The following is a 13,589-nucleotide window of genomic DNA, read 5'->3' on the forward strand; positions in this document are numbered from 1 at the left end:
TCTGCCTGAAAGCATTTCACACTGTGAAATTACTCCTGGCGCAAAGCAATTCATGTCGTGAGATTATTTATTCTCCGGCTCTTCGCTGTATCCGTTAAAAAATTCTGACAATGCATCCAATGTCTTGATGAGTACCGGCAATTCTTTTTCATCCAATTTGTCCAAAATTGCCTCTGTCATCTGTCTGTGATAATCTGCATGGTGATGGTAAGCACGTTCTCCACGCTCTGTCAATTTCACAAATACAACTCTTCTGTCTTTTTCGCTGCGCTGTCTGGTCACGTACTTTTTGTTCACAAGGCTGTTCATTGCTGTCGTTAATGTTCCGACCGTTACATTCAGCTTTCTGGCTATCGAAGACATATTGCCACCTTCTCCAAGTCCGATTGCCTCAATAACATGCATATCGTTGTTCGAAATATCTTTAAATTCTTCGGTAATGATGGCTTTTTCCTCTAAACGCCATATCTCATTGATCAGCGAAACTAACGTGTCATTGATCACCTTGTAAGCATCTTCCATGTTTTATCCCTCTTCATTCCCTGGCACCTTCCTCCCGTGCCATTCCTTGGCTGCCTTCATTCAGGCAACTTCTCATACTTTTATTATATCCATCACTCCAGGCAGAATCAAGCCTTAAACAAATCTTGTATCACCTCTTCAACCGTTTCTATTTTCGTTGCCTTATATGCATTTGCACCACAAAATAAAAGGGCATCTTCCACTTCTCCTTTAGCAGCATGGATCAACGCATCTGTAATACAATACGGAATTTCTGCTGGATTGCATTTGTGCAGACATCCGTGACATGGACTGTGTGGGATTTTCTCACCGGCACGCACCTTTTTCTGAAATGTATTTAATATTGCCCGCCCCGGCATGCCCACCGGGCTTTTCACAATTACAATATCTTCTTTCTTTGCATCCAGATACGCCTGTTTATAACGAATATCCGCATCACATTCTTTCGTTGTCACAAACCTTGTTGCAACCTGTACGCCGTCCACTCCAAGTGCAAATGCTTCTTTCACTTTTGACGCATCATCTATACCGCCGGCGAGTACAACCGGAATTTCATGATCGCATTTTTCTTCGTAAATCTTCACTGTTTCCAGAATCTTTCTGACTTCATCTTCATATTTCTTTTTTCCGCGATTTTCAGATCCGCTATTTACAGAACCATGGCACAGATTTCCACATTCTTCTTCATACATTTCCAATTCTTCCACAGAAAATCCGAGGTGTCCGCCTGCGAGCGGTCCTTCTATCACTACCAGATCCGGCTGCCGTTTATATTTTTTCTCCCAATATCTGAAAATCACACGTACGGATTTTTCTGACGAAACGATCGGCGCAAGTTTCACCTGACTTGCTCCTGCTATTTTCGGCAGATCCATCGGAAGTCCTGCCCCGGAAATAATAAGATCTGCACCTGCCTGTATCGCCGCTTCTACATATTTTTCATAGTGGCGCATTGCTACCATGATATTAAAACCAATCACGCCGTCCGGCGCAATCTTTCTCGCTTTCTCGTATTCTTTCTGAATCGTTCTTAAATTGGCTTTTTCCGGATTCTGATCAAAATCCGCTTCTTTAAAACCAATCTGGGCGGCAGAGATAATCCCTATGCCGCCCACTTTTGCAACAGTTCCGGCAAGATTTCCAAGGCTGATCCCGATTCCCATTCCACCTTGTATCACTGGAACTTTTGCTGTCAAATTTCCTGTTTTTAATGGTTTATAGTCCATATTTTGCTCCTTAATGTGCAAATATCTGTGTTTCCTTACATCTTACGGAAACGCTGATATCTGTGTTCTGTCAGTTTTTGCTCCGGCATTTGCTCATAATTTTCTATAAACGCCTCTACTTTTTCCCGGAGCTGATCTGCAACCGGTTTCATCGTCTGTACCGTATATTGTTCCGGCTCTTCCAGCACACATTCAATCACGCCCATTTTCTTCAGATCATCTGCTGTCAGCTTCATCACTTTTGCCGCTTCTTTTGCTTTCGTGCTGTCTTTCCACAAAATGCTTGCAAATCCTTCCGGTGAAAGAATCGAATAAATGGAATTTTCCAGCATCCACACTTCATCTGCGACAGCCAGCGCAAGTGCTCCGCCACTTCCACCTTCACCGATCACAATTGAGAGTACCGGCGTTTTTAAACCGGAAAGTTCATATAAATTTCTCGCAATTGCTTCTCCCTGTCCACGTTCTTCTGCTTCCAGTCCACAAAATGCTCCCGGTGTATCTACAAAACAGATTACCGGACGGTGGAATTTTTCTGCCTGTTTCATAAGACGCAATGCTTTCCTGTAGCCTTCCGGGGATGGCATAGCAAAATTGCGCATAATATTTTCTTTGGTGTTTGTTCCTTTTTCCTGTGCGATCACAGTCACCGGTCGCTCTTTAAAATATGCGATCCCGCCAATGATCGCCGGATCATCTCCATAGAGACGGTCTCCGTGAAATTCTGTGAAGTCCTGGAACAGCATCCGTATGTAGTCACTGCCAACCGGACGGTTTTTCCTACGGGACAGAAGGACGCGGTCCCATGCATTTATCTTCTGAGTCTGTGCCTTATCTACGATATCTTCTGAGTCCTTACTCTTTATCTCATCCGCTGTATGAACCGTCGTCTTACTTACTATCTTACCTGTTGCCTGTTCTACCGCTTGATCTCCCGTCTGACTTGCTGTCTCCCCTGCCGTCTTATCTATTGTATCTTCTATGTCAGTCTGCACTTTCCCGTGAAATTCCAGAATTCTGCCTAATGTCTCCCGCATCTTTGGACGTTCTACGATCTGGTCAATAAATCCATGCTCCAGCAGAAATTCCGAACGTTGAAAACCTTTTGGCAGTTTCTGTCCGATTGTCTGCTCAATCACACGCGGCCCTGCAAAGCCGATCAGTGCCTTTGGTTCTGCCAGTATAATATCTCCCAGCATTGCAAAACTTGCAGTTACACCACCGGTTGTTGGATCTGTCAAGACACTGATGTATAAAAGTCCCGCATCGCTGTGACGCTTCAATGCTGCAGATGTCTTCGCCATTTGCATAAGGGACACGATTCCTTCCTGCATTCTGGCGCCTCCGGAACATGCAAATATAATAACCGGCAATTCCTGCCTTGTGGCGCGTTCTACTGCTCTTGTAATTTTTTCTCCGACAATTTCTCCCATACTTGCCATCATAAATCTGCCATCGCAGACTGCCAGTACGGCGGGTTCTCCAAGAATCGTTGCTTTTCCTGTTACAACGGCTTCCCTAAGTCCTGTCTTTTCCTGCAGTTTTTCAATTTTTTCTTCATAGCCTTTATAATCAAGCGGATTCTCTGTCTGAAGATCCATATCCCACTCTTCAAAGGAATTTTCATCTGCGATCATTTCTATCCTGCGGTATGCATGCACACGGAAATACCCTCCGCATTTCGGGCAGATAAAATACTCTCTTTTTACATCTTCCGCTATGATTGCACCGCCGCATTTGTTGCATTTGCGCAATAATCCTTCCGGCACTTCCGGTTTTCTGCCACCCAGATGAATATAATTTTTTCTTCCAGAAATCTGCCTGGTCTTTTTAAACATATTGTCCAGTTTCATAAAATGTCACCTTTATTATCTCTATCCTTATGCTTTGTGTTACTGTGCTTTCACCTGCATATTTTCAATAAACCCAATGTCAATATTGCCTTTTAAATAATCCGGATGATGCAGAATCTCATACTGGTAATCTACATTTGTATCAATTCCTTCGATAATAATTTCCCCCAGTGCACTCTGCATTTTCCGAATGGCTTCTTTTCTGTTTTTTGCCCATACAACCAGCTTGGCAACCATGGAATCATAATATGGTGGAATCGTATATCCGCTGTAAATTGCTGAATCGATGCGGATTCCTTTGCCTCCCGGAAGATACATATCCGTAATTGTACCCGGAGACGGACGGAAGCCTTTTTCCGGATTTTCTGCATTGATCCGGCATTCAATTGCATGGCCGCTTAAGTGAACATCTTCCTGTTTATAAGAAAGTTTTTCCCCTGATGCGATCCGAATCTGCTCCTTGACCAGGTCAATCCCTGTAACCCATTCAGTCACCGGATGTTCCACCTGGATACGGGTATTCATTTCCATAAAATAAAAATTCCCGTTTTTCTCCAGCAGAAATTCAATCGTTCCGGCATTCTCATATCCGGCTGCTTTTGCCGCCGTAACTGCCGCATATCCCATCTTTTCCCGCAATTTGCTGTTAAGTGCAATCGACGGCGATTCCTCGATCATTTTCTGATGATTTCTCTGAATAGAGCAATCTCGTTCTCCCAGATGAATGACATTTCCATATTTGTCTGCAAGGATCTGAAATTCAATGTGTCTAGGATTTTCCACAAAATGTTCGATATACATTGTGTTATCCCCAAATGCCATCTCTGTTTCTTTCTGCGCTGTCTGAAATGCATTTTCAAACTCTTCCGGCGTATCTGCAACACGCATTCCTTTTCCGCCACCGCCAAGTGCTGCCTTGACAATGACCGGATAACCGATTTCGGCAGCTGTTTTTGCGCCTGTCTCTACATCATAAATTGCTTCTGTACTTCCCGGAATCACCGGTACACCAGCCGCTGTCATTGTATTTCTTGCTTCCTGCTTATTTCCCAGTCTCGAGATTACATCGGAATCCGGACCGATAAATGTAATGCCACAGTCTTCACATAATTTTGCAAATTTACTATTCTCGGATAAAAAACCAAATCCCGGATGAATGGCATCTGCACCGGTTATAATAGTTGCGCTAATAATGCGGTCCATGCTCAGATAACTGTCTTTCGACGGAGCCGGACCGATGCAGACTGCTTCATCTGCAAGTTTTGTATGTAATGCTTCTTTATCTGCTTCTGAATACACCGCAACCGTTTCAATTCCCATTTCCCGGCACGCACGAATGATGCGAACTGCGATCTCCCCGCGGTTTGCGATCAGAATTTTCTTAATCATACATGCTCACCTATCCAATCATAAATGTCAGTTCTGCACTTGCAACAACTTTACCGTCTACACTTGCAACTGCCTCTCCGACACCTACCGGACCTTTCTTTTTAATGATCCGTGTCTCTAATTTTAATTTGTCACCCGGCAGTACCTTTCCGCGGAATTTACATTTATTTATTCCGCCGAAAAATGCAATCTTTCCTTTATTTTCCGGTACACTCAAAATCGCAACCGCACCTGCCTGTGCCAGAGCTTCAATCTGCAATACTCCCGGCATGACCGGCTGTCCCGGGAAATGTCCGGCGAAAAAATCTTCCCTGTAAGTTACACATTTATATCCAATGGCATATTCGCCCGGCTCATAATCTTCAATGTAATCCAGAAGTAAAAATGGATGTCTGTGTGGAATAATTTCCTGAATTTCTGCTATATCTAAATGTTTCATCTGTTCCTCCTGTGAGACTCTTTTTCCTAAATAATGCGGAATAATGGCTGTCCGTATTCTACCGGTGCTCCGTTCTCTACCAGAACTTCCGCAACCGTTCCATCGTAGTCACTCTCAATCTCATTCATCAGTTTCATCGCTTCTACGATCGCCAGCGTCTGTCCTTTTTTCACCGTATCTCCGATTTGTACAAATGCTTCCGCATCTTCCGCAGGTGCTACATAAAAAGTTCCGACAAGCGGGGATGCAACTACTTTTCCCGCCGGCACGTTTTCTTCATTTATATTTTCTTTGCCTGTACCGGTACTTTGAATATCCTTTTCATTTCTGCCTGCCGTAAGAGCTGACGTCTCGGATGTCAGTGCCTCTGATACCTGGATCGTCTGCACTTTTCTTTCTTTTTTACTGAGTTTTATCTTCACACCATTTTCTTCATATTTCAGTTCGGTCAGACCAGATGCTGACACGGACTCAATCAATGTAATCAGATTCTGAAATTCCATGTTATTCTCTCGCTTTCCAGTATTATCCTTCATAACGTTTCAACAACAGTGTTGCATTATGTCCACCAAATCCAAGTGAATTGGTCAGCACATAATTTACGTCTTTCTCTACCGGCGCACCCACTGCATAATCCAGATCACACTCTTCATCTGTCTCGGTAGTTCCCACTGTCTGATGGATAAATCCATCCTGTATCGTTTTCACACAAACGACACACTCTACGCCACCTGCTGCTCCTAATAAATGTCCGATCATAGATTTGGTCGAATTTACCACTACATTTTTAGCTGCTTCATCTCCAAGTGCCAGCTTAATCGCGCGTGTTTCAAACAGATCATTGTGATGTGTACTTGTCCCGTGTGCATTGATATAATCAATCTGCTCCGGCGTTACATTTCCTTCTTCCATTGCAAGTTCCATCGCTTTGGCTGCACCGCTTCCGTCTTCTGCCGGTGAAGTAATGTGGTAGGCATCTCCGGTTGCTCCATATCCTGCGATTTCCGCATAAATCTTCGCGCCTCGTTTTTTGGCATGTTCCAGTTCCTCCAAGAACACCACTCCCGCGCCTTCACCAAGTACGAATCCATCCCTGTTTTTGTCAAACGGAATGGATGCGCGCATTGGATCTGTTGATGTAGACAATGCTGTCAGACTTGTAAATCCTGCTACTCCGGTCGGACAGATACAGCTCTCTGTTCCACCTGCCACCATAACATCTGCATCGCCGTACTGGATTGCGCGGAATGCATCACCGATACAGTTTGTCCCAGATGCACATGCAGTCACAACATTTGTACATTTTCCGCGGAATCCAAGCTGAATCGAAACATTTCCTGCTGCCATATTGGAAATCATCAGTGGCACCATTAACGGATTCACACGTCCCGGTCCGCGGGTTTTGATTTTATCGTATTCTTTCTCTACTTCCTGCAGGCTTCCGATTCCGGAACCAATGATTACACCTGCACGGAACGGATCTTCTTTTGTAATATCAAATCCTGCATCCTCACATGCCTCTTTTGCAGCTGCCACTGCATACTGGGAAAATGGTTCCATTCGCTTTGCAGCTTTAAAATCCATCCGCTCTTTTGCTACGAAATCTTTCACTTCAGCTGCGATCTTCACTTTATAATCTGTGGTATCGAATTTCGTAATCTCTCCGATCCCGACTTTTCCTTCTTTAATTCCCATCCAGAACTCTTCTACCGTATTTCCAATCGGAGTTACTGCGCCAAGTCCGGTCACTACTACTCGTCTCTTCAAATCCTTTTCTCCTTTATGCCATTACACACTTGTATCTTTGTCACGTCTGTAATCACTGCCATGCTCTTTTTCTTCCTGCTTACATCACCATGCCGCCGTCCACATGGAGCACTTGTCCGGTAATATAAGCTGCATCAGAGGACGCAAGAAATGCGACTGCAGATGCTACCTGCTCCGGCGAACCGAATTTCCCAAGTGGAATCTGCGATACCGATGCTTCTTTTACTTTTTCCGGGAGCACTGCTGTCATATCCGTCTCAATAAATCCCGGTGCAACTGCATTGACTGTGATTCCTCTGGATGCCAGTTCTCTTGCTGTCGCTTTTGTCAGTCCGATCACGCCTGCTTTCGATGCAGCATAATTTGCCTGTCCGGCATTTCCTGTCACGCCTACAACGGATGCCATGTTAATGATCCTTCCACTTCTCTGTTTCAGCATCTGACGTGCCGCAAACCGGATCGTGTGAAAAGCACCTTTTAAATTTGTATCGATCACCCTGTCAAAATCTTCTTCTGACATTTTCATCAGCAGGCCATCTCTTGTAATTCCTGCATTGTTTACAAGAATATCCATACTTCCTTCTGTCTTTATTACATCCTGTATAAATGTCTGACATGCACCATAATCTGAAACATCACACCGGTAAATCACTGCTTTTCCGCCTTCTGTTTCAATCTGCGCCTGCACTTCTTTTGCTTTTTCTTCTGAACCGTTGTAATTGATCACAACTTTTGCTCCCTGGGATGCCAGTTTTAACGCAATTGCTTTCCCGATTCCGCGGGATGCGCCTGTGACAACCGCCACTTTTCCTTCCAGCATATATATCCTCGCTTTCTGCTTGTTTTATATGAACCTGTTTCAAATTTTTCTGTCTGTTTTTTTGTATAAACCTGTTCCAATTTTTTTCTGTTATTTTTCGGAAAGCATTTCTGCAATTTTATCAACATCTTCCCATGCCGCTACATTGTATACGGCAACATCCCGGTTGATCTTACGAAGAAATCCTGCCAGCGTTCTTCCCGGACCGATCTCCACAAATGTATCGACACCATCGGCGATCATCTGCTCTACACTCTGCATCCAGCGGACCGGTGCACTTACCTGTTCCTTTAACAGTGCCTTTGTTTCTCTGATGTCCTCTACTTTTTTCGCAGTTACATTTGTATAGTACGGAATGGCAAGCGGATGTAATTCTGTCTGTTCTAATTCTTTTTCCAGCTCTTCCCCTGCCGGTTTCAGCATCGGCGAATGAAATGGTCCGCTTACATTTAAAAGAATGGTCCGTTTTGCACCTGCTTCTTTTAATTTCTCCACTGCTTTTTCTACACTGTTTTTTTCGCCCGTAATAACAATCTGTCCCGGACAGTTATAATTTGCGACCGTCACACCGGAAATGTCTGCAATGACATTTTCAATCTTCTGCGCATCCAGCGCCATCACTGCACACATGGCCCCTTCGCCCGCCGGCACCGTATTCTGCATCAGTATTCCTCTTTTTCTGACTAAACGGATGGCATCCTGATCTGTCATTCCGCCAGCCACAGCAATGGCTGTATATTCTCCCAGGCTCAGACCGGCTGTTACATCCGGTTTTACACCTGCATTTTCCAATACTCTCTCCATAGCAAGGCATGTTGTTACCATTGCCGCCTGTGTATATTCTGTAACGTCAAGCTTCTCATTTTTTTCAAAGCAAAGCGCCTTCATATCTATTCCCAGATGTTCTGCTGCTTCATCGTAAATCTTCGCCGCCAGTTCGCTGTTTTCATAAAAACCAGCTCCCATTCCGGCTTTCTGCGCTCCCTGTCCTGGAAAGATAAATGCTGTTTTACTCATAAAATCCTTTCCCTCCGATCAATTCATCGGTCTCTTTCACCAGTTTCTGGATCAATGCCTGACAGGACATTCTTTCTTTTACCATTCCTGCAATCTGACCTGCCATGACACTTCCATTTTTCACATCTCCGTCTACAACTGCTTTTCTTAAACCTCCAAGTGTCAGATGTTCCAGTTCTTCGAAGCCTGCACCCTTATTTTCCAATTCTATATATTTCTTTGTCATATCATTGCGAAGCGCTCGCACCGGATGTCCGGTCGTTCTTCCTGTCACACGAGAATCAATATCCTTCGCTTTGATAATCCGCTCTTTGTAATTATCGTGTACCTGCGACTCATCTGTGACTACGAAATGCGTCCCCATCTGTACACCTTCTGCGCCCAGCATGAATGCTGCTGCAATTCCTCTTCCATCTGCGATCCCTCCGGCTGCGATCACCGGAATCTTCACCGCATCTGCGATCTGCGGAACAAGTACCATCGTTGTATTTTCTCCGATATGTCCGCCGGCTTCGCATCCTTCTGCTACGACTGCATCTGCACCGCAGCGTTCCATTCTCTTCGCAAGTGCGACAGAAGCAACCACCGGAATGACCTTCACGCCGGCTTCTTTCCACATTTTCATATATTTTTCAGGACTGCCCGCTCCTGTTGTCACAACTTTTACGCCTTCTTCAACAATCACTCTGGCTACTTCATCTGCATATGGACTCATCAGCATAATATTGACTCCAAATGGCTTGTCAGTCAGCTTCTTTGCTTCCCTGACCTGCTCTCTTACCCAGTCAGCCGGAGCAGATGCAGCACCTATGATGCCAAGACCTCCGGCATTTGAAACGCCAGCCGCCAGATGGTATTCTGCCACCCATGCCATACCGCCCTGAATAATCGGATATTCGATTTCTAATAATCTGGTTACTTCTGTCTGCATAGTTCAACCTCACTTACTTATTTGTACTTTGTGCCACTTGTTTTATTTATGTGCTTCGATATATTTCACAACATCTCCAACTGTTACGATCTGTTCCAGATCTTCTGTCGGGATTTCAATTTCAAATTCCTCTTCCAGTCCCATGACCATCTCAAAAAGGTCAAGAGAATCCGCTCCCAGATCTTCTTTGAAAGAAGAGTTCTCTGTAATTTTGCTTTCTTCCACTCCAAGGTTTTCTGCTACTAACGCTTTAATTTTCTCTAACATATGTCTGTTCTCCTTCATCTTCATTATTTTTCTGTTCTTATAAATACCGCTGGGAGATCTTCTAAGCAGTCTTCTCTGTGATGTCATGTTCTCCCGGCGTTTTATATAAAGGTGGAATTTTCCAGCCCTTTATATCTCTGTGATATTTCGACCTTATACGGTCGCCTGCCGAAACTGCACTAAATGATTATTCCAAATGCTGTGACCACTGAATGATTGTCGCACCCCATGTCAGTCCTGCGCCAAAGCCGGCAAGTACAATTTTACTGCCACTCTTTAATTTCCCTTTACGGTTACATTCGTCCAGCAAAATCGGGATACTGGCAGAAGATGTATTGCCATACTCCTTAAGATTCATTGGGAATTTTTCTATCGGTTCATCCAGTCTCCTGGCAACCGCTTCAATGATTCTTCGATTTGCCTGGTGCAAAATATAGCATGCGATGTTTTCTTTCTTTAATTTGTTCTTTTCGAGCGTCTCCGTTATGACTTTCGGCACTTTTTTTACAGCAAATTTAAATACTGCCTGTCCGTCCATCTGCATGAAATGCTCTTCATCAAATACTGTTTCCTTATCGATCTTTTTTGTAAGACCATTTGCATCATGTCTGCTCTTTAGCGTAAGTGCTTTTCCGCTTTTTCCATCGGAATGTGTCACCGGAAAATACATTCTGTCTGTCGTTATTTCCTCATTCTGTGCGTCATACGCCTGTACAACCGCCGCTCCCGCTCCGTCTCCGAATAAAATGCATGTCCCGCGATCTTCCCAATTTGTCAGATTCGACAGGCTCTCACTTCCAATAACCAGTACTGTCCGATACATTCCTGCCGCAATATAAGCTGCTGCCGTATTATATGCCAGTACAAATCCGGTACATGCTGCGCTTAAATCAAAACAAGTTGCATTTAACGCGCCTATTTCTTTCTGCACTTCACATGCCGCACACGGAAGTATTACATTCGAAGAAATTGTTGATACAAGGATCAGATCTACTTCTTCCGGTTTGACATTTGCATTTTCCAGTGCACGCTTCCCTGCCTCTGCTGCCATTGATACGGTTGTCTCATTCGTGATAATGTGCCGCCTTGCCACGCCGGTGCGTTCCTGAATCCATTCATCACTGGTTTCCACTAATTTTGCAATGTCGTTATTATCCATACAATATGACGGGATATAAGAACCCGTTCCTGTTATTCTTCCAATCATGTTCATTCCTCTGTATATTTCCGCCGGAAGACAGATCGTGACATCGCATTTTATCTCCGACGAATTATTTTGACTTTCAAAGTATATATTCTTTTCCTTTGTTTGTCAAGTATTTTGATAATCAAATTATATTGCCCTGAAAAATTACCCCACCGCCGGTCAGGAGGTATTTCCAAAACCTGCGGTGGGGTTGAACTGTATGTACACATCAACCAATTAAGGTCTCTGTCCCATTCCACCTTCCAATGTAATTGTCTCACCATTCATATATTTAAAATCCGGAGAAGCAAGCTGTACGCATGCACGTCCGATTTCTTTCTCAACGTCTCCGTAGTGTCCTGCCGGCGGCATCTTAACATTTGCCTTAAATGCGTCAGGATATGCTTTCTGGAAGTTCTCTAACTGTGCTGTCCATGCAAGCGGGCAAACAATATTGACATTGATCCCATCTGCTCCCCATTCTGTTGCTGCAACTCTTGTAAGTCCACGGATACCTTCTTTTGCAGCCGCATATGCACACTGTCCATAGTTACCAAACAATCCTGCTCCGGAAGCGAAGTTGATTACTGAACCTTTAGTCTCTTTCAGGTAAGGATAGCATGCTTTCATATAATAGAATACTGCATAAAGTCCGGAATATACTGCAAGGTCAAACTGCTCTGTTGTGTGATCTGCAAGTGTTACACCCGAAGCAGATGCCTGTGCATTGTTGATCAGTACATCAATTCTTCCAAATTTGTCAACTGCCTGTTTTACTACATTCTGAACTGCCGCCTGATTGTCCGCTCCAGCGTTCACATCTGCCTGTACCGGCAGCACTTCAATTCCGTATAATCTCTCTAATTCTTCTTTTGCATCTTCCAGCTTCTTTACATTTCTTCCGGTAATAACAAGATTAGCGCCCTCTTTTGCATAAGCAGTTGCAATACCATATCCGATCGATCCGCAACTTCCATCACTTAATACAGCGCGTCCTCCTCCTGTAATGATTGCTGTTTTTCCTGTTAAAAATCCCATAGTTTTAACTCCTTTCTGTGCGTTATGTCTTTCCTGATCCATACCTTCTGTCACGGCACCTGCAAGTTATCTCTCCTGCACTGTGGAGTGGTCTTCTTCTCGTCCTTTCGAGTTCCCCTTAAGCAGCTTCATATCCTGGCTGCACACTTCCCGAAATGGGCAACTGCGCTTCCCGAGCGCGAAAGGTATAAGAGTATAATAGCAAATCGCTTCGGCAAATTCAATATACAATTTCGTTTATTTTCAGACATATTTGTTAATTTTTTACTAATCTTCCTTATTGTTAGAAAATTATCATTTGAATACTTATTTATTTCATCCCCACCTGAATATCTGCTTTATTTTTCTTTTCATTTGTCCTCCGGCTTGTTACAATAAGGTATGATGTCAAGGTCAAAAGTCTGAAAACACGATATGCTTACACAAGAGCGGTTTTATGGCTTTATGACCCGTCTCGATATGAGCATAAAAAGAAAGCGTTAGCTTCACGATATGCGAATATGGGGTAGAATTTAAGAAAAGATGAGGTGACAAACAAAATGAAATTAATGATTGCATCCGATATTCACGGTTCAGCTTATTACTGCAAAAAAATGCTGGAAGCATATAAAAAAGAAGAAGCAGACCGTCTGCTTCTTCTTGGCGATATTTTATATCATGGACCACGTAACGATCTTCCGAAAGATTATAACCCAAAGGAATGTATCGCTATGTTGAATCCGATGAAAGAACATCTGCTCTGTGTCCGTGGGAACTGCGATACAGAGGTTGACCAGATGGTTCTGGAATTCCCGATCCTTGCCGACTACTGTTTCCTGGAACTGGATGGACATACGATTTTCGCCACCCATGGTCATCATCACAATCCGAAGAATCCACCGATGTTAAAAAAAGGTGACATTCTCTTAAACGGACACACACACATTCCGGCACACCAGGATAATGGAACTTTCATTTACATGAATCCGGGATCTGTCTCTATTCCAAAGGAAAATTCTGCACATGGGTATATGATCTATGACGGTGAATTCCACTGGAAAAAACTTGATGGGGCAGAGATTCCTATGCCCCTCCAAAAGGTTTAATAATAATTTAAAATAAAAAATAGACCGCGTCCAACCTCATTGTCTGGCA

The 13,589-nt window shown here is 43.8% G+C and carries 14 protein-coding genes; 1 reads left to right on the top strand and 13 read right to left on the bottom strand.

Annotation, left to right across the window (positions count from 1 at the left end):
• Window positions 1-63: 63 nt before the first annotated feature.
• The 13 genes from H8S07_RS08275 to H8S07_RS08335 all read right to left on the bottom strand — a co-directional run bounded on the left by H8S07_RS08275 (window position 64) and on the right by H8S07_RS08335 (window position 12,455).
• On the bottom strand, window positions 64-522 hold the full coding sequence (locus tag H8S07_RS08275) for a MarR family winged helix-turn-helix transcriptional regulator (RefSeq protein WP_021859721.1): 459 nt from the start codon (window positions 520-522) through the stop codon (window positions 64-66).
• Window positions 523-629: 107 nt separating this feature from the next.
• Window positions 630-1,748, bottom strand: coding sequence for an NAD(P)H-dependent flavin oxidoreductase (locus H8S07_RS08280; RefSeq protein ID WP_186855835.1), 1,119 nt, complete (start codon window positions 1,746-1,748; stop codon window positions 630-632).
• Between the two features lie 35 nt (window positions 1,749-1,783).
• The gene (locus tag H8S07_RS08285; protein ID WP_186855836.1) at window positions 1,784-3,601 is read right to left on the bottom strand and encodes an acetyl-CoA carboxylase carboxyltransferase subunit alpha; all 1,818 of its coding nucleotides are present in this window, start codon (window positions 3,599-3,601) and stop codon (window positions 1,784-1,786) included.
• 39 nt (window positions 3,602-3,640) lie between these two features.
• The gene (locus H8S07_RS08290) at window positions 3,641-4,990 is read right to left on the bottom strand and encodes an acetyl-CoA carboxylase biotin carboxylase subunit (protein WP_117537851.1); all 1,350 of its coding nucleotides are present in this window, start codon (window positions 4,988-4,990) and stop codon (window positions 3,641-3,643) included.
• A gap of 10 nt (window positions 4,991-5,000) precedes the next feature.
• Window positions 5,001-5,429 (bottom strand): 3-hydroxyacyl-ACP dehydratase FabZ, encoded by a 429-nt coding sequence (gene fabZ / locus H8S07_RS08295; RefSeq protein WP_021859717.1) that lies wholly within the window; start codon window positions 5,427-5,429, stop codon window positions 5,001-5,003.
• A gap of 26 nt (window positions 5,430-5,455) precedes the next feature.
• Entirely contained in the window at window positions 5,456-5,932 is a 477-nt protein-coding gene (accB, locus tag H8S07_RS08300) for an acetyl-CoA carboxylase biotin carboxyl carrier protein (RefSeq protein WP_118288439.1), read from the bottom strand.
• A 22-nt stretch (window positions 5,933-5,954) separates the two neighbouring features.
• On the bottom strand, window positions 5,955-7,196 hold the full coding sequence (gene fabF, locus H8S07_RS08305) for a beta-ketoacyl-ACP synthase II (RefSeq protein WP_021859715.1): 1,242 nt from the start codon (window positions 7,194-7,196) through the stop codon (window positions 5,955-5,957).
• A gap of 79 nt (window positions 7,197-7,275) precedes the next feature.
• Window positions 7,276-8,016, bottom strand: a complete 741-nt coding sequence (gene fabG / locus H8S07_RS08310; protein ID WP_117537850.1) for a 3-oxoacyl-[acyl-carrier-protein] reductase — start codon at window positions 8,014-8,016, stop codon at window positions 7,276-7,278.
• A gap of 90 nt (window positions 8,017-8,106) precedes the next feature.
• Window positions 8,107-9,033, bottom strand: a complete 927-nt coding sequence (gene fabD / locus H8S07_RS08315; protein WP_186855837.1) for an ACP S-malonyltransferase — start codon at window positions 9,031-9,033, stop codon at window positions 8,107-8,109.
• A complete protein-coding gene (gene fabK, locus H8S07_RS08320; protein ID WP_021859712.1) occupies window positions 9,026-9,964 on the bottom strand; it encodes an enoyl-[acyl-carrier-protein] reductase FabK in 939 nt (312 codons plus the stop codon). Before fabK ends, fabD begins: the two co-directional genes overlap by 8 nt.
• 42 nt (window positions 9,965-10,006) lie before the next feature.
• Entirely contained in the window at window positions 10,007-10,231 is a 225-nt protein-coding gene (locus H8S07_RS08325; RefSeq protein ID WP_021859711.1) for an acyl carrier protein, read from the bottom strand.
• 187 nt (window positions 10,232-10,418) lie between these two features.
• Window positions 10,419-11,438, bottom strand: coding sequence for a beta-ketoacyl-ACP synthase III (locus H8S07_RS08330; protein ID WP_186855838.1), 1,020 nt, complete (start codon window positions 11,436-11,438; stop codon window positions 10,419-10,421).
• Window positions 11,439-11,654: 216 nt separating this feature from the next.
• Window positions 11,655-12,455, bottom strand: a complete 801-nt coding sequence (locus H8S07_RS08335) for an SDR family NAD(P)-dependent oxidoreductase (protein WP_021859709.1) — start codon at window positions 12,453-12,455, stop codon at window positions 11,655-11,657.
• A 539-nt stretch (window positions 12,456-12,994) separates the two neighbouring features.
• On the opposite strand from H8S07_RS08335, the gene yfcE reads away from it, so the two are divergent.
• On the top strand, window positions 12,995-13,540 hold the full coding sequence (yfcE, locus tag H8S07_RS08340; protein WP_118288417.1) for a phosphodiesterase: 546 nt from the start codon (window positions 12,995-12,997) through the stop codon (window positions 13,538-13,540).
• Window positions 13,541-13,589 lie beyond the last annotated feature (49 nt).

It is taken from the genome of Dorea hominis (assembly GCF_014287705.1).
Lineage (GTDB): Bacteria > Bacillota > Clostridia > Lachnospirales > Lachnospiraceae > Dorea_D > Dorea_D hominis.